This is a genomic window from Streptomyces sp. NPDC050535, assembly GCF_044457665.1.
In the GTDB taxonomy this organism is placed as follows: domain Bacteria; phylum Actinomycetota; class Actinomycetes; order Streptomycetales; family Streptomycetaceae; genus Streptomyces.
In genome coordinates this window covers 28,565-47,488 of the sequence record NZ_JBITHE010000021.1, presented here as the reverse complement: position 1 = coordinate 47,488, position 18,924 = coordinate 28,565, and the positions used below count along the sequence as shown (strand labels likewise).

General features: G+C 69.2%; 13 protein-coding genes and 2 pseudogenes. 5 read left to right on the top strand and 10 right to left on the bottom strand.

Annotation, left to right across the window (positions count from 1 at the left end):
* The first annotated feature begins 148 nt into the window (after positions 1-148).
* Both ACIBLC_RS33445 and ACIBLC_RS33440 read left to right on the top strand, forming a co-directional pair.
* Positions 149-1,783 carry a GMC oxidoreductase gene (locus ACIBLC_RS33445; RefSeq protein ID WP_399215123.1) on the top strand — a complete coding sequence of 545 codons (1,635 nt, stop codon included), beginning with the start codon at positions 149-151 and terminating at the stop codon, positions 1,781-1,783.
* Between the two features lie 160 nt (positions 1,784-1,943).
* On the top strand, positions 1,944-3,299 hold the full coding sequence (locus ACIBLC_RS33440; RefSeq protein ID WP_399215122.1) for an alpha/beta hydrolase domain-containing protein: 1,356 nt from the start codon (positions 1,944-1,946) through the stop codon (positions 3,297-3,299).
* A gap of 154 nt (positions 3,300-3,453) precedes the next feature.
* On the opposite strand, the gene ACIBLC_RS33435 is transcribed toward ACIBLC_RS33440, so the two are convergent.
* The gene (locus ACIBLC_RS33435) at positions 3,454-5,256 is read right to left on the bottom strand and encodes a flavin-containing monooxygenase (protein ID WP_399215121.1); all 1,803 of its coding nucleotides are present in this window, start codon (positions 5,254-5,256) and stop codon (positions 3,454-3,456) included.
* A gap of 199 nt (positions 5,257-5,455) precedes the next feature.
* On the opposite strand from ACIBLC_RS33435, the gene ACIBLC_RS33430 reads away from it, so the two are divergent.
* Positions 5,456-6,475, top strand: coding sequence for an SMP-30/gluconolactonase/LRE family protein (locus ACIBLC_RS33430; RefSeq protein ID WP_399215120.1), 1,020 nt, complete (start codon positions 5,456-5,458; stop codon positions 6,473-6,475).
* A gap of 9 nt (positions 6,476-6,484) precedes the next feature.
* Here the strand turns inward: ACIBLC_RS33430 and ACIBLC_RS33425 are convergent, their stop codons facing one another.
* On the bottom strand, positions 6,485-7,075 hold the full coding sequence (locus ACIBLC_RS33425; protein ID WP_399215119.1) for a TetR family transcriptional regulator: 591 nt from the start codon (positions 7,073-7,075) through the stop codon (positions 6,485-6,487).
* A gap of 327 nt (positions 7,076-7,402) precedes the next feature.
* On the opposite strand from ACIBLC_RS33425, the gene ACIBLC_RS33420 reads away from it, so the two are divergent.
* Positions 7,403-7,846: a hypothetical protein gene (locus ACIBLC_RS33420; protein WP_399215118.1), complete on the top strand. Its 444-nt coding sequence runs from the start codon at positions 7,403-7,405 to the stop codon at positions 7,844-7,846.
* 39 nt (positions 7,847-7,885) lie between these two features.
* Here the strand turns inward: ACIBLC_RS33420 and ACIBLC_RS33415 are convergent.
* Together ACIBLC_RS33415 and ACIBLC_RS33410 are read right to left on the bottom strand one after the other, a co-directional pair.
* Positions 7,886-8,020 (bottom strand): annotated as a pseudogene (locus tag ACIBLC_RS33415) (transposase); the annotation flags it as partial.
* 235 nt (positions 8,021-8,255) lie between these two features.
* The gene (locus ACIBLC_RS33410) at positions 8,256-8,567 is read right to left on the bottom strand and encodes an NIPSNAP family protein (RefSeq protein WP_399215117.1); all 312 of its coding nucleotides are present in this window, start codon (positions 8,565-8,567) and stop codon (positions 8,256-8,258) included.
* A 176-nt stretch (positions 8,568-8,743) separates the two neighbouring features.
* On the opposite strand from ACIBLC_RS33410, the pseudogene ACIBLC_RS33405 reads away from it, so the two are divergent.
* A pseudogene (locus ACIBLC_RS33405) lies at positions 8,744-8,977 on the top strand (IS1380 family transposase); the annotation flags it as partial.
* A 209-nt stretch (positions 8,978-9,186) separates the two neighbouring features.
* Here ACIBLC_RS33405 and ACIBLC_RS33400 read toward each other — a convergent pair.
* The 6 genes from ACIBLC_RS33400 to ACIBLC_RS33375 all read right to left on the bottom strand — a co-directional run bounded on the left by ACIBLC_RS33400 (position 9,187) and on the right by ACIBLC_RS33375 (position 18,794).
* Entirely contained in the window at positions 9,187-11,682 is a 2,496-nt protein-coding gene (locus ACIBLC_RS33400) for a beta-glucosidase (protein ID WP_399215116.1), read from the bottom strand.
* 412 nt (positions 11,683-12,094) lie between these two features.
* Positions 12,095-12,973 carry an ATP-binding cassette domain-containing protein gene (locus tag ACIBLC_RS33395; RefSeq protein WP_399215115.1) on the bottom strand — a complete coding sequence of 293 codons (879 nt, stop codon included), beginning with the start codon at positions 12,971-12,973 and terminating at the stop codon, positions 12,095-12,097.
* On the bottom strand, positions 12,970-14,826 hold the full coding sequence (locus ACIBLC_RS33390) for a dipeptide/oligopeptide/nickel ABC transporter permease/ATP-binding protein (protein WP_399215114.1): 1,857 nt from the start codon (positions 14,824-14,826) through the stop codon (positions 12,970-12,972). Before ACIBLC_RS33390 ends, ACIBLC_RS33395 begins: the two co-directional genes overlap by 4 nt.
* Positions 14,823-15,764, bottom strand: coding sequence for an ABC transporter permease (locus ACIBLC_RS33385; RefSeq protein WP_399215113.1), 942 nt, complete (start codon positions 15,762-15,764; stop codon positions 14,823-14,825). Before ACIBLC_RS33385 ends, ACIBLC_RS33390 begins: the two co-directional genes overlap by 4 nt.
* A 132-nt stretch (positions 15,765-15,896) precedes the next feature.
* Positions 15,897-17,408, bottom strand: a complete 1,512-nt coding sequence (locus tag ACIBLC_RS33380) for an ABC transporter substrate-binding protein (protein WP_399215112.1) — start codon at positions 17,406-17,408, stop codon at positions 15,897-15,899.
* A 360-nt stretch (positions 17,409-17,768) separates the two neighbouring features.
* Positions 17,769-18,794, bottom strand: coding sequence for a TetR family transcriptional regulator (locus tag ACIBLC_RS33375; RefSeq protein ID WP_399215111.1), 1,026 nt, complete (start codon positions 18,792-18,794; stop codon positions 17,769-17,771).
* Between the last annotated feature and the right edge of the window lie 130 nt (positions 18,795-18,924).

Here is an 18,924-nt window from a genome sequence, read left to right as displayed (position 1 = left end):
CATCCGGAGCCGGAGCCGGAGCCGGAGCCGGTGCCGGTGCCCCGGCCGCGGCACCGGCACCGGAGCGGTCGGCAGAGTCGACCTCCAGCACAGGAGTTGACATGTATACGACATTACTGATTCATCTACAGGTCCCGATGGGAGAACCATGCCCGACCACTCCGCTTCCTCGTCTTCTTCCTACTCCTCCCGCACGCTCACCCGCCGCAGGTTGTTGACCGCGGCCGCACTCGGTGCGGCCGCGGTGGGCGGGTCCGTGACAAGCGCGGTCCGGGCCCACGCCACGACGTCCTTCGCCGGGGCCTCGGTGACGGAAAGGCGCGCACGTGCCGTGGTGGTAGGCACCGGCTTCGGCGGCGGCGTCACCGCGCTGAGGCTGGCCCAGGCCGGGGTCTCCACCCTCGTCCTGGAACGCGGCCGGCGCTGGGTCACCGGTCCCAACGCCACCACCTTCTGCCGCTTCGCCAACATGGACAACCGTTCCGCCTGGCTGACCGACCATTCCATCGTCGGCGGCGTCGACAAGACGTGGACGCCCTACACAGGCGTGGTCGAAGCCGTCGAGGGTGACGGCATGACCGCGATGTGCGGGGCCGCGGTCGGCGGCGGCTCGATCGCCTACCACGGCATGACGCTGCAGCCGACCAGGACGAACTTCGCCGCCTCCATACCGCAGGCCGCCGACCTCTATGACGACCTGAACCTATGGGCCTACCCCACGGTCGCCCGGATGCTGGGTATCTCCACCATCCCCTACGACGTCCTGGCCTCCGCCCCGTACAAGTCCTCCCGCCTGTTCCAGGACGTCGCCCCCAAGGCGGGCCTGACTCCCTTCAAGGTGCCCCTGCCCATCGACTGGAGTTATGCCAGGGGCGAGTTGGCCGGCCGGTACGACGCGACCTACACCACCAGCGACATCGCCTTCGGCGTCAACAACGGCGGCAAACACTCCATCGACGCCACCTACCTCGCCCAGGCGGAGTCCACGTCGCTGGTGGAGGTGGCGCCGCTGCACGTCGTCCGCGACCTCGCGCTCGGCGCGGACAACCACTGGGTGCTGTCGGTCGACCGCATCGACACCGCAGGCGCGGTCCGGGAACGGATCCGGATCACCGCGGACGCGGTCTTCCTCAATGCTGGTTCGCCCGGTACGACCCGGCTCCTGGTCAAGTCGCGCGCCAAGGGGCTCATCCCGGATCTGCCCGACGCGATCGGCACGCGATGGGGCAACAACGGCGACCGGATCTGGGCCTGGATCAACCCGACCGGGGATGCCGGAACCCAGCAGGGCGGGCCGGCCTGTATCGGCGGCCGGGACCCGGACAGTTCCATCCCTTTCACCGTCGTGCACGCCGGATCCCCCGTTCAGACCCCGGGCGTCACGGCCCTGACCGTGGTCGGCTTCGGCGTCGTCGACGGGGCCGGCACCTGGGCGTACGACGCGGACAAGGACGACGCCGTGCTCACCTGGCCCGCCGACGCGGACGCCGCACTGCAGCGGCTGATCGCGGCCCGTATGCAGAACATCGCGGCAACGGGCGGCGGCATCATGGTCGACACCAACGCGGGCGCCCCGTCGACCTGGCACCCTCTGGGCGGAGTGCCGATGGGAGACGCCGTCGACCTCAGCGGACGCGTCCTGGGCCACAAGGGCCTGTACGTCCTCGACGGCGCCCGCATCCCCGGCTCCACCGGCGCCTGCAACCCCTCCATGACCATTGCCGCCCTCGCCGAACACAGCATGCAGAGCATCGTCCGCCAGGACGTCGGACGTGTTTTCTGACTAAGGGAGTGTCATGAGCATGAAAGCCCCTTGGGCGCGGAGAGTCCGCCCTCATTTCTTGACCGCAGGCGCGCTGATCTTCCCGCTACTGCTTGGATCCCCCTCCGCCGTTGCCGTGCAGCCCGGCGGTGTGAGCCCGGAGCCGACTGCCCAGGCAGCCATGAGCCCGACGGTCACCGGGCCGGTGACGGGCGGAGACGGCGCCGTCGTACTGCAGGGAACGGCGTTCGACCTCAGTAGCGTGGGATACACGCAGTCCGAGTACTTCCTGTCCGGCAACGCCGCGTCCTACGTACCGAAGGCGCCCCTCGACTCCGACGGACAATGGCAGGTGACCCAGGCAAGCACGGCGCCGTACACCACCCGGATCGTCGTCAACCGTCCGGCCGATCCGGCCCGCTTCAACGGGACCGTTGTCGTGGAGTGGCTGAACGTCAGCGCCGGGGTGGACGCAGCCCCTGAATGGATCTACGCCCACAACGAACTGATCCGCGAGGGCTACGCCTGGGTGGGTGTCTCCGCCCAGGCCGCCGGGGCGACCGCCACCGAGACCGCGGACCCGGTCCGCTACGCGGACCTGTCCCACCCGGGCGACAGCTACTCCTACGACATCTTCAGCCAGGCCGGCCAGGCCGTACGGTTCTCCGCCGCCACGGTCCTCGACGGACTGCGCCCCCGCACCGTGCAGGCCGGTGGGGAATCGCAGTCCGCCTTCCGCCTCACCACCTACCTCAACGCGATCCAGCCCCTGGTGTCCGTGTACGACGGATTCCTCGTGCACAGTCGGCGGGACACCGGTGCGCCGCTGTCCCAGGCTCCCCAGGAGGACGTGCCGACTCCGCAGGTCGTCCGCCTCCGCACGGACCTGCGTGTACCGGTGCTCGTCGTGCAGACCGAAACCGACGTGATCGGGCTCGGTTCCCTGTCGGCCCGGCAGCCCGACTCCTCCCGCCTCCGCCTCTGGGAGGTGGCCGGCACCGCCCATGCCGATGCCTACATCGGCCTGGGGAGCAGTGACGACGGCAGCGGAACCGCGGGCCTTCTGGGCCTGAAGGCCATGCTGAGTCCTCCGACCTGGACCGGCTGTGCCTCTCCGATCAACACCGGCCATGCGCACTACGTCCTGGACACCGCCGCGTTCGCGCTGAACCGCTGGGTGACCACCGGTATCCCGCCCGCCAGGGCGCCCCTTCTCCGGGTGGACACCTCCGGCTCCGCGCCCGCCTTCGTCCTCGACGGCCACGGCAACGTCACGGGCGGCCTCCGCACACCGGCAGTCGCTGCGCCGGTCGCCACCCTGTCCGGTCTCGGGCAGACGGGGGCGTCGTTCTGTTTCCTGTTCGGTACGACCGTTCCCTTCGGCGCGGAGAAACTGGCGGCCCTGTATCCCGATCACGCCACATTCGTCGCGAAGTGGTCGGTCGCCACCGCGCAGGGGGTTGCCGCGGGTTTCATCCGCCCGGCCGACGCGGCTGAACTGGTCGAGGCGGCCGCCCGGTCCGGCATCGGCGACTGACGTGTGACAGACCACGCTCTCCGGCGGGCGAGGCGAGGTGCCTGATGCCTCACCTTCCGGCGCGGGGAGCCTGGTCGGTCGGGTCGCTGCGAGCCGCGGGGTCTCGGTGCGCGTCGAAGAGGGGCGCGGATCTCGCGGGCCCGTTCAGCGAAGATCAGAACTTCGACCGGGTCTGGAGGATCTCGCCCAGAGACTCTTCGCGCCACTGCCTCAGGAGCTCATGGAAGGCGACCGCACCGTGGGGGTAGGCGGTCGGGCCGTTCGGCCGGCCGAGTCCTTCGCGGTTGTAGTAGCCGGGGGTGCACTCGGCGTGGAACCACTCGTGGTCCGGAGCGTCTTCGGCCAGGTCGGCGATCCAGTCGTCTTCGGCTTCACGGGAGGGTTCGATGAGGGCACCGAGGGCTTCTGCGGCGGCGACGAGGGCAGCCGCGTGCACGGCCTGCTCGTCCAGGACGTGTGTGAAATTGACGCTGCTGGCGTTCTGCAGGGATCCCATCTGAATCAGGTTCGGGAAACCGTTACTGGTGAACCCGTGCAAAGTACGCGGACCCTGCTGTGCCCGCACGTGCAGCAACTGGGCACCGCCCCGGCCGTGAACGGGGAGTCTGCCGGACTGGATGCCGGAGGTCCCGACGGAGAAACCCGTGGCGAAGATCAGGCAGTCGAGTTCGTAGGCGGTGTCGCCGACCACGACACCGTGTTCGGTGACGCGCTCGATGCCGTGGGTGTCCGCGGTGTCGACCAACGTGACGCCGCCGTGGTTGAACGCCGGATAGTACGTGTCGGAGAAAGCGGGACGCTTGCAGGCGTACCGGTACCAGGGCTTGAGCTTCTCCGCCGTGTCCGGATCGATGACGGTCCGCTCCACGCGGGCGCGGAGTTCGTTCATCTTCGCGGCGTCGGCGATCTCGTACTCGGCTTCGAAGGCGCTCCGGTCGCCTCGGCGGCGGAAGCTCGGCAGGAGCTTCTCCAACAGGCTTGCCGACATGGTCCAGCGGTCCGCCACGAGGTCCTCTTCGGCTGTCTCGCCCGAGACGATACGCAGGTAGTTGTCCCGGCGCTCGCGTGCCCAGCCGGCGCGGTCTGCGCCGACATCCAGGGCCGTGGTGCGACAGTTGGCGCGCACGTCCACGGTGGAGGGGGTGCGCTGGAAGACGTAGACGTGGCCGGCGTCCTCGGCCACCATCGGGATGACCTGGACGCCGGTGGCACCGGTGCCGACGATGCCGACTCGCTTCGTCGACAGGCCGGTCATGCCGCCCTCCGGGGTGCCGCCGGTGTAGGCGTAGTCCCACCGCGACGTGTGGAAGGTGTGGCCCTTGAAGTCCTCGATGCCGGGTATTCCGGGGAGCTTGGGCTCGGAGAGGGTGCCGGTGGCGGTGACGACGTAGGTGGCTTGGAAGGCGTCACCGCGGTCGGTGGCCACGAGCCACGTCTGAGACTCCTCGTCCCAGGTCAGTGAGGTGACCGTCGTGGAGAACAAGACGTCCTGGTAGAGGTTGAACTGCCGCGCGACGCGTACCGCGTGGCGGCGGATCTCCTCGCCGGGAGAGTACTTCCACCGCGGTACGTATCCGGTCTCGTCGAGCATCGGCAGGTAGACGTGGGACTCGATGTCGCAGTGGATGCCGGGGTACCGGTTCCAGTACCAGGTGCCCCCGAAGTCGCCGCCCTTCTCGACGATCCGGACGCTCTCCACGCCCTGTTGACGTATCCGCGCCCCGGCGAGGATGCCGCCGAAGCCACCACCGATCACGGCGACGTCGACGGTGTCGTGCAGTGCGTCGCGCTCGGGCGCCCCCGCGGTGTACGGGTCAGCGGCGTAGTAGCCGAACTCGGCGTCCGTGCCTTGGTATTGGCTGGCGCCGTCGGGCCGCACGCGCCGCTCACGTTCGAGCCGGTATCGCTGCCTCAGAGCGGCGAGGTCGTCGGAGGTTGGGGCTTGAGAGGTCGTCACGTGGGGGGTCTCAATCCTGCTGGTCCGTTGTCGGGGGCCACCCGCGGAAGGAAGCCGTCCGCTACCGTAGCAACAACCGGACAGCACTGTCCGGTTGTGGTGTGGGCGCACGGCGACATCCGGTCAGGGCGCGTCCGCCCCTGCCGTGAGAGCCTCCCCGACGCTGCGACTGCTCCCGGAGACAGGAAGATTGAACCCCATGCGACGACTCCCGATCCGATCTCTCGCCGCGCTCACCGCGGTCGGCACACTGACTCTCCCCGGATGCGGTACGGACACGGGTGCACGCGGTGACAGCGTGACCTCCACCGGTACGGGCAGGGTCATCACCGCCCAGAAGGTCATGCGGCTGACAAAGGTGCACGCGGAGACCGGGATGACCCTGCTGGAGGGCCCGACCTTCGACGAGGACGGCCGCCTGCTCGTCGTCGACGTCACCGCACCCGCGGGCAAACCGAAGGTGATGCGCGTCGACGTCGAGAAGAAGACGTCACGGGCAGTCCACACCGACAGCCGAGGGGCCTACACGTCGGCGCAGTTCAGCCCGTACGACGGACGGCTCTATCTGACCGACTACGCCCACGGCGAGGTCGTCAGCCTGACCCCGGAAGAAGGCGATCCGCGGATCTTCTTCTCCGGCAAGGTCGACGGGACGCAGATGAACCCCGACGACATCGCCTTCGACGAACAGGGCAACCTGTACATCAGCGACTCACGCGGCCTGTCCGAGAACGAGGCGCACGGTCGTGTGGTGCGGATCGGCCGCGACGGCGAGAAGGTCACCGTTCTGGCCGAGGAACTGGCGTCGACGAACGGAATCTCCTTCGACGTGGACTATCGCGGTCTGTGGATCAGCGAACTTACACAGAACCGGATCTCCTACCTTCGCCTCGACGAAGAGGGCAAGGTGACTGCGAGGCACACTGCCATCCGGGTCGACGGCGGGATCGCCCAGACCGACTCGATCGCCGTGGACGCGGACGGCAACCTCTACCAGGCCCTGCACGGTCGGCCCGCGATGATCGTGTACGACCAGCACGGTGAGCGCCTGGCGACGGTAGAGGTTCCCGGCCGCGCCACTGGGCTCGAGTCGGCGACGAACGTGGCGATCACGCCGGGCGGGACGAGGGCGTACATGACCGTCAGCGGGCCCGCCGGGGGGTACCTGTACACCTTCGACGCTTTCGGAAAGGGCATCCGGCAGTCCAACGGGGGCTGACCCGTGCGCTCATGCCTCGTAGGGCCGGACCGGCCCCACCTCGACTCCGAGCAGCCGCCAGGCCGACAGCGCTCGGCGTTCCCGCTCCTCGCGGGTGGGACCGGTGACGGCACCCGAGACCATGGCGACGCCGAGCATGAGGTCCCTTGCTCCAGCCAGCCGATGACCAGCCGGCACGTGTCTCCGCAGGGCACTCTCGACCCGCTCGGAGAAGGCCCCGGCGTGCGCGCGGATGTCGGAGTCCGCGCGTGTCGCGTCAGCGTGCAGAACGCCGATGAAGGCAGCCGACTCCGTCAGATGCCAGGTCAGCACGCCGAGGACACTGGCGGTGGTCGCGTCCTTGGCCGCAGCCGCCTGCTCGACCTGCCGCACGTTCTCCTCGAGCACCGCGCTCGCCACGGCGGCCCGATCGGGAAAATGCCGGTACAGAACGCCCTGCCCGACACCGGCCCGACGCCCGATCACGGAAAGCGGAGCATCCAGACCGTGCTCCGCGTAGATCTCGCGGGCAGCGGTGACCAGAGCGGCCCGGTTGCGGGCCGCAGCCTTCGGCCCCTGGTTGGCGGGCCGCCGCTCGTCCGGCAAGGGGTGCTGCGTCACCCCGGAAGGGTACCGGTCGCATCGGACGATGATCCGTACCTTCGTCGGCACCAGGCCGTCCCGCGGGGTGCGTGGTCGCAGCCGGTCGCCGGCATCGAGGAGGAACTGCTGGCATGGCGCTGTTGCTCCACGCTCACGGCACCGCGATCGCGGTGAGGCAGGACGTGCTCTGTGGTGGAGATCCCGAACATCCCGGAGTGGGTGAAGGGCGCCCTGGGGCGCAGCGGCGAACGCGGAGGGCGATTCTTCGAGCGGGCGACGCCTGCCTGAAGCGCGTTGCACCGCTGGTCCGAGACGAGGCGTGGTGACGGTAGCGCCTGTCCTTTCGTGAGTCGTCGTTGGCACATCGGCGCACGCGTCCTGCTCGTGCTGCTTCCCGGGCGCCGGATGCGACTGTCCGCCCGCATCGTCAGGTGCGGAACCTCCCGCTACAACATCTGGAACCGCGACGGGCATCCACGCGCCAGCACACCGATCACCGCCATCGAGACAACCGTGCACCCGCCAGCTCTGCCCAGCGCGCAGGACCCGGGCCGGGCCCTCTGCGGCCGCTGGGGCCAGGTCTGCCAGCTCTTGGCCGCGAACTCCAACCAGGCCATGTACACCCGGGACATCGCGCGGCATCTCGGGCTTCCCGCCTCGGGGCGCCCCCTCAGCAGACTCACCGCGCAACTCTGCGACGGGGCCCGCAACGGGCGACTCATCCGCACCGCGCCGAACACCTACAAGATCACCCTCCCTGACGCCTTGACGTCACCACCGAATCCTTGACTTCGCGGCATTGGTCCAGCAACTGGCGGTGGCAGTAGCCCTCGGGCTGCCGCCCCGCCCCTGAAGCCAGGCCGGCACCGGCAGCAACGGCCGGATGGCCGCCCACTCTGCGTCCGTCATGTCCGACGGATACCGGCGCACTCGGTCCGGATGTTCGGCCGCGTTGCCGTACACGTGCGCGAGGCAATCACACGATGGAGCAGCCGGGTTGAAGTCGACGGGCTCGGGCGCGTTCAACAACGACCACAGGGACTCCGGGAACCACCCGGAATGGGGTCGCACCACCGAGCTGCCAGGAGGCCCTGACTTCGTGTGCGACCGGCCGGAAGGGCACCCGACCAGGCGAAAACGCGTCGCCCCAACATCTGCTGATCAGCGGCGCCGCCTTGTCCCAACCGAAACGGCGAGGTTAGGACATGACGTCGAGTGGCCGCAGGAAGCGGCGCTCATATCGCTTGATGCAGCGGGTGCTACGAGCCAGTTCGTTGGCAGCCTGGCATTCCGGGTCGGTCATGCTGTCCGTGCGGTACTGCTCGTACGCGGCGAGACTTGGAAAGGAGAAGAGGGCGTAGGCGATGTCGCTGTCACCCTCACTCGGCAGGAAGTAGCCGTGGTGCGTCCCGCCGAACCGGTTGACGAGCTCGACCCAACGGCGGCCGTATTCCTTAAAGTCCTCAAGCCTGTCGGCGTCAATCTCGTACTTCAGATGAATGGTGATCATGGACGCATTATGACGCATGCCTGTTCGGGCTTGAAGGCGATCTGTGTACCTGAGCCCGGATCCACCGGCTTGAGGTCTGTGGATAGTTTGTCCGGAAACGTAGAAGTGCCTTTTGATCCGCGATGATGGGTTTTCCTCTCGGGTACATCAGGCGCGATCGGCAAGGCACTTCCGAGATGCAGTCTTCCCATGCCGCGACTGCGGTCTCTTCCATGTTCGATGATCCCAACCTGGTTGCGTACGGCGGGCTGGAGCCGGTGATGCGGCTGGGCGGTAGGGTCGCAGGCGCCGACAGCATCGAGGACATGGACCGGCTGCGGCACAGCGCGAGGGGCCGCCTGTTCTCCGGAGTGCGGGCCCCGTCCACGCTGGGGTCGTTCCTGCGCTCCTTCACTCGCGGGCATCGACGACACCATCCACCGCACCTACGGCTCCTGGATCAGGGAGTCTCGTCAGCGGCGGCAAAGATTCGGCCCGCTTGGTGACCATCGGTCGACAGCTCGGGAAGCTACGTCTTTCGCATGCTTCCCGAGCTTGATCCACCGATCCCGGGCATGGATCTGATGAAGCGTCAGTCCCGGGTACGGAGCAGAGTGGCCGTACTTGTTCGGAGACGCTTCTACAGGTCGACGGTCAGTGCCAGGTCGCGGGAGGAGTGTCCGATGTGCAGGCGGCGTGGTGTGTCGGGGAACTCCCAGCCACCGCGGGTGTAGCGCGACAGCGATCGAGGCGTGAGCAGGACATCGACTTCGGCGGTGCGGCCCGGGGCGGCCTGGGCGACGGCGAAGCCGACCAACTGGCGCGGGGGCGCCTGTCCGTCCCCCTCGGCGCCTTCGGCGTATATCTGGACGACCTCGTGGCCAGGGCGGTCGCCGGTGTTGCGGAGCCTTACGCGCACGCTGCTGTCGTCGCCCTCGGTGAGTGCGCTGCGGGCATCTGGTGGGAGGGCGGCGGACAGGTACGTCCACGGTGTGTAGCCGGTGCCGTGGCCGAACGGGAAGAGAGGGTCGGTGTTCAGGGCGTCGTAGGCACGGTGGCCGATCAGCAGCCCTTCGTCGTAGGTGAGGATGCCGTCGACCGGGACCGCGTCCGGGACGGGGGCGTCGCCTGCCTTGCGGGGGAAGGAGGCTGTCAGGCGTCCGGTGGGTTCGGCGGCGCCCAGCAGGACATCGGCCAGTGCGGCACCGTACTCCTGGCCGCCGAAGAAGGTCCACAGCAGGGAGGAGGCTTGTTCGGCCCAGTCCATGACGACGGGGGAGGACGCGTTGACGACCACCACGGTGTCGGGGTTGGCCTTGAGGACCGCAGCGGCGAGTTCGTCCTGGCGGCCGGGCAGACGGACGGTCGGGCGGTCGAAGGACTCGCTCTCGATGTCGTCCGAGGTGCCCAGCATCAGGATGACGGCGTCGGCGTGCCGGGCGGCCTCGACCGCGGTGGAGAACTCCTCGTCCTCGGTGGACGGTGAGTCGTCGTGCCCGAGCGTCATCTCGATGAACTGGACAGGGGAGTCGACGAGGGCGACGTTCAGGGTCAGGGTGATGTCGGTGTCGCTTCCGTCGAGTTCGACGGTGACGCGGTGGTCGGGGGTGCGGCGCATGACGTCCTCGACACCTTCCCGTGCGGCGCTGTCGGCTCGCAGTGACTGCGTGCCGCCGATGTCGAGGACCAGGCCGCCGGTGCCGGTGACGGAGAAAGTGTGCGGGCCGCGGCGAGGTGCGGTGATGGTGGTGCGCAGGCGCAGCGCGGTTGTCTGGGGAGGCAGGACCGGGACTCCGGGAAAGCCGATCCAGCTCAGGCTGAGGCTGTGCCGGTTCTCGGTGAGGAGTACCTGGCCGTCCGCGTCGAGGTAGTCCAGCCGGGCGCCGGGTTCGCCGGAGTCCGGGTTGCGGGTGTGCGCGGCGGGGAGGGGGTCGAGATTGGCGCGGGAGCGCACTCCTCGGTGGACGGTCAGTTCGGCCTGTGCCGGGAGGGCGGCGCGCAGTGCGTGCCGTGGCTCGGAGAGGCGGGCGGCGGTGAGGCTGGCACTGCCGCCGCCCTGGTAGGCGGGGGAGACCGCGGCGGGCCCGATGAGCGCTACGTTGCGTAGCGTGTCGGCGCGCAGCGGCAGCAGGCCCTCGTTGCGCAGCAGGACAAAGGTGCGGGTGGTGAGGTCACGTATCTGCGCCGCGGCGGCTCGGGGAGGCGGCGGGACGGGGCCATGAGCCTGTGCTGTGCCGGTGTCCAGGGCGCCCACCCGGGCGGCCAGGCGCAGCAGGCGTAGCACTTTGTCGTCGACGGTCTTTTCCGGTACCCGTCCTTCACACACTGCGGCGACGAGCGCCGCGCCGTAGGGTCCGACCGGACCGGGCATGGCCAGGTCCAGGCCGCCGAGGGCCGCGCCTTCGGTGCTGCGGGTGGCCATCCAGTCGGACAGGACGACGCCGTCGAAGGCCCATTCGCCCTTGAGGACACCTTCGACGAGAGGGGCGTTCTCGGTCATGGTCTGTCCGCGTACCGCGTTGTAGGCGGCCATGACGGTGGCCGCGCCGCCGACGACGGTGGCCTCTTCGAAGGGCGCCAGGTAGATCTCGCGCAGGGTGCGTTCGTCGACGCGGACGTCGTAGCTGAAGCGTTCGGTCTCGGAGTCGTTGGCGACGAAGTGCTTGGGGCAGGCGGCGACCCCGCGGGACTGTACGCCTTCCACGTAGGCCCGGCCGAGACGCGCGGTGAGCAGCGGGTCCTCCGAGAGGTTCTCGAAGTTGCGGCCACCGGTGAGGGCGCGCTGGATGTTGACGGTGGGGCCGAGGAGGACATGGACGCGCTTGCGGCGGGCCTCCTCGCCGAGGAGCTCACCGGCCCGGAAGAGGAGCTGCGGGTCCCATGTCGCTGCCAGCGCCGCGAGGTTGGGCAGGAGGAGGGCCGGGTCCCGTTCGTCGTTGAACCGCTCGCCGCGTACGCCGTTGGGGCCGTCGGACAGCAGCATCGGTGCCAGTCCGATGTCCGGGCAGCCGGGCACGTTCCAGGCGTCGGCCCCCGTGAGCAGGGCTGCCTTCTGCTCCAGGCTCAGCTTGGACAGCCGGGCGGCCAGGTCGCTCTCGTCGACGGGGAGCAGTCCGGTGCTGGGGTTGTGGTTCATGGGGTCCCTTCCGGGCCGGTGGGGGTTGGGGTGGTGTGCTGGGTCGGTCGGTGCCGCGGACGCGCTGGTCGACGACGGTGCCGAGCAGGGCGAAGACGGCTGCCGCGCGGTGGAGGGCGGTGTCGGAGAGGAGAAGGGCGGAGCGTCCTCGAGCCCCTGCCGGCAGAGCACCGGGGCAGACGGGACTCGGCTACCGGCAGCAGAGCCCCGTCTGCCTGTCCGGATGTTCACGCGGGCGGAAGTCCGGACAGGCTAGGAAACCGGCTCCCCTGCCCGTCACCGGGACGTCCGTGACCGGTGCGCCCGCCCGGAGGAGGGGGTGGGACCGGCCATGTTCTCAATGATCGGGATCCCTGTGCCGAACCGTGCTGGGGAGGACGGCTCAGGCCGATCAAGGTCATGGGGTCTGCTCTCAGGGGGACGTACCGTCGATCAGCGCGCGCCGCGCTGCCCGGCGTTTCGCCTGCTCGGCCGGGTCGGCGACCGGCGCGGACAGCAGCAGCCGCTGGGTGTAGGGGTGCTGGGGCGAGTCGGTGATCCTGGCGGCCGGGCCCGACTCGACGATCTCGCCTTGGTGGATGACGGCGACGCGGTGGCTGATGTGGCGGACCACGCCCAGTTGGTGCGAGATGAACAGGTAGGCGACTTTGGTGCGTTGCTGGATCTCGATGAGGAGGTCGAGCACCCGGGCCTGGGTGGTGAGGTCCAGGGCGCTGGTCGGCTCGTCGCAGATGACGAGCTTGGGGGAGCGGGTCAGCGCGCGGGCGATGGCGATGCGCTGGCGTTGGCCGCCGGAGAACTCGCGGGGCAGACGCTGTCCGGCGTCTGCGGGCAGGCGCACCTGTTCGAGGAGTTCGGCCACTCGGGCGCGCGCGGTTCGCCGTTCCACTCCGGCTGCTTCGAGGGGCTCGGTGAGGATGTCCTCGATGGTGAGCGCGGGGTTGAGGGACGAGTAGGGGTCCTGGAAGACCACTTGGAGGTCGGCGGCCAGGCTGCGGCGTCGGCGGGGCTCTGCTCCGGCGATGTCCTGGCCGTCGAACACGATCGAGCCGGAGGTCACCGGGAGGAGGCCGAGGACGGCCCGGCCGATGGTGGTCTTGCCGGAACCCGATTCCCCCACGACGCCGAGGGTTTCCCCCTGCTTGACGTCGAGGCTGACGCCGTTGAGCGCACGGAAGGTCTTCCGGCCTCGGCGGGTGGGTGCGAACTCGACCACCAGGTCGTTGATTTCGAGGACGGGGGCGGGGTGGGAGATGCGGGCGGGCGGGGCTTCTGCGGGCGTCGGGCTCATTGGGCACCTGTCGGGGGGACGGGGTCGGCATCGGTGCCGAGCGGCGGGCGGGTGGCGGAGTGCTCCAGGACGGATGCCAGGAGACTGCGGGTGTAGGGGTGCCGGGGCTCGGCGAAGATGTGCTGGGCCGGCGCGTTCTCCACCAGGCGGCCGGCGCGCATGACGGCGACGCGGTCGCACAGGTCCGCCACCACGCCCAGGTCGTGGGTGACCAGCAGCATGCTCATGCCGAGTTCCTTCTGCAGGCCGCGCAGCAGGTCGAGGACTTCGGCCTGAACGGTGACGTCCAGGGCTGTCGTCGGCTCGTCCGCGACCAGGAACTCCGGCTCGCAGGAGACCGCGGCGGCGATCAGGACGCGCTGGGCGAGACCGCCGGAGAGCTGGTGCGGGTAGTCCGCGAAGGTCTTGCGCGGATCGGCGACGCCGACCCGGTCGAGCAGGTCCAGCGCCCTGGCGGCCGCCTCCTGCCGGGACAGGCCCAGGTGCCGCCGCAGTGGCACGACCAGCTGCTGGCCGACGGGGAAGGACGGGTCGAGGTTGGACATGGGATCCTGCGGTACGTAGGCCATCCTCCGGCCCCGCAGGTTCTGCCACTGCCGGGAGGTCAGCCTGGAGAGGTCGTGCATACCCATCCGCAGGGCGGCCGCCTGGACGCGTGCCTCGCGCGGGAGCAGGCCGAGCAGTGCGAAGGCGGTCTGTGACTTGCCGGAACCCGACTCGCCGACCAGCCCGAGCACCTCGCCGGGACGGACCGTCAGGCTGACCCCGTGGACGACCTCCTTCGTCGTGCCGTCGGGTTGCGCATAGGACACCCGGAGGTCCCGGACCTCCACCAGGGCCTCGTCCTGCGGTTCCGGTGCGGCCGGGGCGGACACGGCCTCGGTGCCGGCCGGAGCCGGGATGAGGTCGCCACGCATGCGACGCTTACGTCGGGCGCGGCCGTCTCCGGTCAGTACGTCGCCGAGCGCCGAGCCGAGGATGCCGAAGCAGGCGGCGGTGACGCCGATGACGAGGCCCGGGGGGTACAGCAGCGACGGTGCGGTGTAGATGTTGCGCTGTGCGTCATTGACCATCGCGCCCCAGCTCGCCGAGGTCGTGTCGCCGACTCCGAGGTACTGCAGACCGGCCTGGGTCACGATGACCAGTCCGACCATCAACGTCGCCCAGATGACCAGGGGCGGGCGCACCACGGTGAGAATGTGGCGGCGGACGATCCGCGCCTCGCTCAGGCCGGAGACGCGCGCCGCGTCGACGTACAGCTCGTTGCGCACCCCGCGTACCGAGGAGCGGGTCAGCTGAAAGCTTCCCGGCGCCAGCAGTACGCCGAAGGCGGTCATCGTCGGGACGATCGAGGAGCCCAGGGCGGCGATGACGGCCAGCAGGGCGATCACCGCGGGGATGGACATCAGCAGATTGCAGATCCAGGTGGCCACCGCGTCGACGCGACCGCCGCGGTAGCCCGCGACCAGACCCGCCGGGACACCGATGACCAGCGCCGTGGCCAGTGCGATCGCACCGGACAGCAGGCTGGAGCGTCCGCCGTACAGCAGGCGGGCGAAGACGTCCCGTCCGCTGCCGTCGCCGCCCAGCAGGTGTTCGCCGCCGGGGTGCGCGAGTACCAGGTCCAGGTCGACCCTGGTCGGGGACTGGTCGGTGAGCAGTGGGGCGAACAGGCTGGCCAGCACGATCACGAGCAGGACGGCAAGGGCCACGGCTGCCAGGGGGCGCGCGACCAGGGCGCGCAGGACACCACGGCGCCGTGCCGGTTCTCCCGGCACGCGCGCGGTCTCTGCCGCTTTCGCAGGGGCTGCCTCCACCGCGTCTGCGGCAGGGAGCTGGGGAACGTTGGTCATGAGATACGCACCTTCGGGTTGACCCAGGCCTGGATCAGGTCGAGCACGACGTTGACCACGACGACCAGCAGCACCATGATCAGCATCACGCCCATCACCACCGGGATGTCCTCGGCCGTCGTGGCGGTGTTGGCCAGGGAGCCCAGTCCGGGCAGTGCGAAGACGTTCTCGACGATGATGGTGCCGCTGAGCAGGCTGATGAACCACAGCGACATGGTGGTGAGCGAGGTGGGTGCGGCGTTGCGCAGCACATTGACCAGGAGCAGGCGCCGGGTGGTGAGTCCTCGGCTGCGCAGCGTGCGCACATAGTCCGCCTGCAGGACCTGCACCGTTGCGTTGCGGGCCTGTTGGGCGATGGCCGCCGTCGCCCCCAGCACCAGCGCGGTGATGGGCAGGGCGACGGATCCGAGCCACTGTGCCGGGGAGTCCGCGAAGGGCACGTATCCGGTCGCGGGGAACCACCCGAGGTCGACGGCGAAGACCGACGACAGGACCAGCGCCAGCCAGAAGCCGGGGAAGGCGTACCCCGCCACCACGAAGCCCTGCAGCACCGGGTCCAGGACACCTCGGCGGAAAGCGGCCCAGGTACCGACCGCGACCCCGAGCAGACCGGATACCAGCGTGGCTCCGACGGCCAGCACCAGCGTCACGGGCAGCCGCGCTCCCAAGGAGTCCGAGACCGACTCACTGGTGGTCCACGAGTTGCCCAGGTCGCCGCGAACGGCGTGGGCCAGCCACTGCCCGTACTGGGTGAGCAGGGGCCGGTCGAGCCCGAGCTGGTGGCGGCGTACCTCGATCTGGGCGGCCGTGGCGGTGTTCCCGGACAGGCTCGCCGCGATGTCCCCGCCGAAGGCATGAAGGACGAAGAACGTCATGGTCACGACGACGAGGACGAGAAGCGCGGCGCCGGCGATTCTGCGGCCGACGTAGGTCAACATCTCAGGGCACCTCCTGAGGTGACGCCGGGTTCGGCCCGGCGGGTGTAGGGGGTGGAGTGTGGTGGGGGAGGGTCGGGCAGAGGTGCCCGTGGGAGGCGGGTGGGGCGGCTGAGGGCCGCTCCCCCCAAGTGGTCAGGAAGCCGGAGTGATGAAGCGCAGCGCGGGCACGAGGTTGCCGGTCTGCAGATCGAACTTCACGGACTTGCCGCCGATCATCACGGCGTTGTTCAAGGAGGCCCAGGGGTTGAACCACGCCTGGTCGACGAGGTAGGCGCTGAGCTGCTTGCCCGCCGCGGCACGCTCCTGATCCGTCCCGGTCTGCATCTTCTCCACCAGGGACTCGACCTTCGGGTCCGTGGTCTTCTGCGGGTTGATCAGGCTGGTCTTGCTGAGCATCTGCAGGATGTCGACGTAGGACTCCTTCGCGGTCTGCCAGGTGACCATGAAGACCGGGTATTCGGAGAACGACTTGATGATGTCCGAAGGCTGGGTGGTGTGGAACTTCACCTTGATCCCGACAGCACCGAGCTGCTCCTTGAACACCGGCTCCCAGGCACCCCACAGCGAGGAGAACGAAGCCATCGGCAAGGTGAACCCGTCCTTGTACCCGGCCTCGGCGAGCAACTGCTTCGCCTTCTTCGGGTCGTACGGGTAGCGCGAGTTCAGTGCGGTGTCGTAGGCCTCGCCCGAGGGGTTGAAGATCTGCGTGCTGCGGGTGCCGGAGCCCTTGTCGATGGACTTCACGATGCCCGCGGCGTCGATCGCGTAGTTGATCGCCCGGCGGACGCGGGCGTCGGCGAGGGCCGGAACCATCTTGCCGGCACGGTCGGCGATGACCAGGCCCTGCCAGTCCAGCGGAGCGCTCTCGACGTTGAGACCGGCGGACTTGGCCGCTTCGATCATCGTGGTCTTGCCGGTGACGGCGTCGACCTGGTGGGACTGCACCGCGTTCAGCCGCGCCGTGTCGTCGGTCAGCACGGTGTAGGTGAGCTTCTTGTACGGGTACGAGCCGGAGTCCCAGTACTTGTCGTTCTTCGTGAAGGTGTACTTGCTGCCCGGGATGGTCCCCGCGGCGTCCAGGCTGTAGGGGCCGGTGGGTGCCGGCTTGGTGGTGAGGCCGTCGCCCTTGAGTGCGGCGGGCGGGAGGATGTAGCTCGCGCCCAGGCCCAGGTTGTAGAGCAGGCCTGGGTCGGGGGCGTCCAGATGCAGTTCGACGGTGGTCGCGTCGGTGGCCTTGACGGACTTCAGCGAGGCCAGCGACGCGGCGAACCCGCCGGAGCCGTCCTTGATTGCCGTGAGGTTGGGCTCGACCATCGAGGAGTCGAAGGGCGTGCCGTCCCCGAGCTTGGCACCCTGTCTGAGCTTGAGGGTCAGGACGGTTCTGTCGGCGTTGTACGACCAGGACTCCGCCAGGCCCGGCGCGGGGTCGCCGGCCGGGGTGAGGCGCAGCAGGGTGTCGTAGAGCGCCTGGAAGAACAGGGTGTTGCCCCCGCCGTCGGAGTTGGCCGGGTCCCACGTCGTGGGGTTGAGGACGACACCGAGACGGAGGGTGTCCGCGGCGCCGGAGCCGCTGGAGCCACCGCATCCTGCCAGCACGAGTACGGATGCGGCCGCCGCCGCGGCGACCGGGAGGGATCTCTTCATGGGCTCGTCTTTCTCGGGACCGGGCGAGGATGAGTCGAGGACTTCGGGGGAGGCCGGCTCCTGGCGCCGGGGAGGCTGACAAGGAACCGGGGAGGGGGGCATGCGAGGGCGTCGGCGCCCAGGGTGTGCGGTAACAGGGGGTCGCCCACGCGTCGCCGACGCGTTTCAGGAGCGCCGGGTCACGCAGGGGTCCGGGTGAGCCTCGCCGTACGGGCGGCGGACGACTCCCGTTTCAGAAGACACTGAACTATCGTTCAGTGATTGACAAGAAGGGAACCCCATTCCGTTACAAATGGTTTACCTTTTGGTTGATGAACCCGCAGTCTGGGTGGATGTTCGCACATAAAGCGATACGAGTGTTCAGTAGTTGGTGTGTGGGAGGGCGACGGCGGCGAGTTCGATGCGGAGGCCGTCGTGGGCGAGTTCGGGGGCGGCCTGGGCGAGCCAGGGGATGTCGCGTTTGCCAGTTCGGGTCTGGAGAACTCTGCCGACCGTTTCGAGGGTGTGGTTGGTGAGTTCCGCGTGCAGGGTGCGGATCTCGGTCACGTCGTCCCAGCCGGATCCGCGCTTGGCGAGGGCTGCGCCCAGGGCGGCGCAGGCGGCCTCGGTCTCGGCCTCGAACGAGGCGGGTGTGCGGCCGTCGGCCAGTCGCCCGTGATGTCCGAAGCTCTCCAGCCGGTCTGCCGCGGACACGCCCTTCGGTCCCAGGCGCAGCTGCCGCAGGCGCCCGGCACCCGTCACCGGTCTGGACCCCGGTTCGGTGGCACCGGGCGTCTCCGGCACCTCTCGGTGCTGTTTGGCCTGCGCGTACAGATCGACGAACCGGTCCATCCCGGCCTTCATGTCACGGTCCGGCTCCAGCAGCCACTGTGTCTGGAGGCCGTCGCTCACCGCCATGAACAGTTGGACGGTCGCTTCGCGCTCCGCTTCCTCCAGCGGTGCCAGATCCTCGTCGAGCACCGTCCGGACATGCTCTCGCGCACCTGCGTAACGCTTCACGAACCAGGCGTGCGCCGGGTGCTCGGGATCGGCTGCCTCTGCCGCCAACGTCGCGAACAACCGCACCAACCCCGGCTGCGTACTGTTGTACGCCACCAGATTCCGGAAGTACTCGGCGGCGCCGGTAAGGGCCGCGTCGGGAGGGAGCAACTCAAGGTTGAGCCGCTCTCGCTCTTCGAGTACGGCGGTCAGGAGGGCGTCCTTGCTGCCGAAATGGTGGAGGATCCCCGAGGCCGACACCCCCGTGTCGGCCGCGATGTCCCGCAGCGACGACCCCCGGTAGCCCTGCTCCGCGAACGCCTCCAGCGCGGCCGTGAGAATCTCCGCCCGACGTGCCTCACCCTTGGCATACGCGCGCCGGTCCTTCTTCTCCCCGCCTGCAGCCATGACCGCTCCTCCTCCGGCAGCCCACAGCCGCCCTCACTCACCGCACACCGTCACAAGCGGCACACCCATTCAGTATTGCCAGTGTCGGGGTCGCAGGAGACCGGGCGTCGTAGGACAACCTCCACCGACC

Bases quoted from the DNA above. Each gene is read 5' to 3' on its own strand.
- ACIBLC_RS33445 (WP_399215123.1), top strand. From the start codon at position 149: ATGCCCGACCACTCCGCTTCCTCGTCTTCTTCCTACTCCTCCCGCACG.
- ACIBLC_RS33440 (WP_399215122.1), top strand. From the start codon at position 1,944: ATGAGCCCGACGGTCACCGGGCCGGTGACGGGCGGAGACGGCGCCGTC.
- ACIBLC_RS33430 (WP_399215120.1), top strand. From the start codon at position 5,456: ATGCGACGACTCCCGATCCGATCTCTCGCCGCGCTCACCGCGGTCGGC.
- ACIBLC_RS33410 (WP_399215117.1), bottom strand. From the start codon at position 8,567: ATGATCACCATTCATCTGAAGTACGAGATTGACGCCGACAGGCTTGAG.
- ACIBLC_RS33400 (WP_399215116.1), bottom strand. From the start codon at position 11,682: ATGAACCACAACCCCAGCACCGGACTGCTCCCCGTCGACGAGAGCGAC.
- ACIBLC_RS33395 (WP_399215115.1), bottom strand. From the start codon at position 12,973: ATGAGCCCGACGCCCGCAGAAGCCCCGCCCGCCCGCATCTCCCACCCC.
- ACIBLC_RS33390 (WP_399215114.1), bottom strand. From the start codon at position 14,826: ATGACCAACGTTCCCCAGCTCCCTGCCGCAGACGCGGTGGAGGCAGCC.
- ACIBLC_RS33385 (WP_399215113.1), bottom strand. From the start codon at position 15,764: ATGTTGACCTACGTCGGCCGCAGAATCGCCGGCGCCGCGCTTCTCGTC.
- ACIBLC_RS33380 (WP_399215112.1), bottom strand. From the start codon at position 17,408: ATGAAGAGATCCCTCCCGGTCGCCGCGGCGGCGGCCGCATCCGTACTC.
- ACIBLC_RS33375 (WP_399215111.1), bottom strand. From the start codon at position 18,794: ATGGCTGCAGGCGGGGAGAAGAAGGACCGGCGCGCGTATGCCAAGGGT.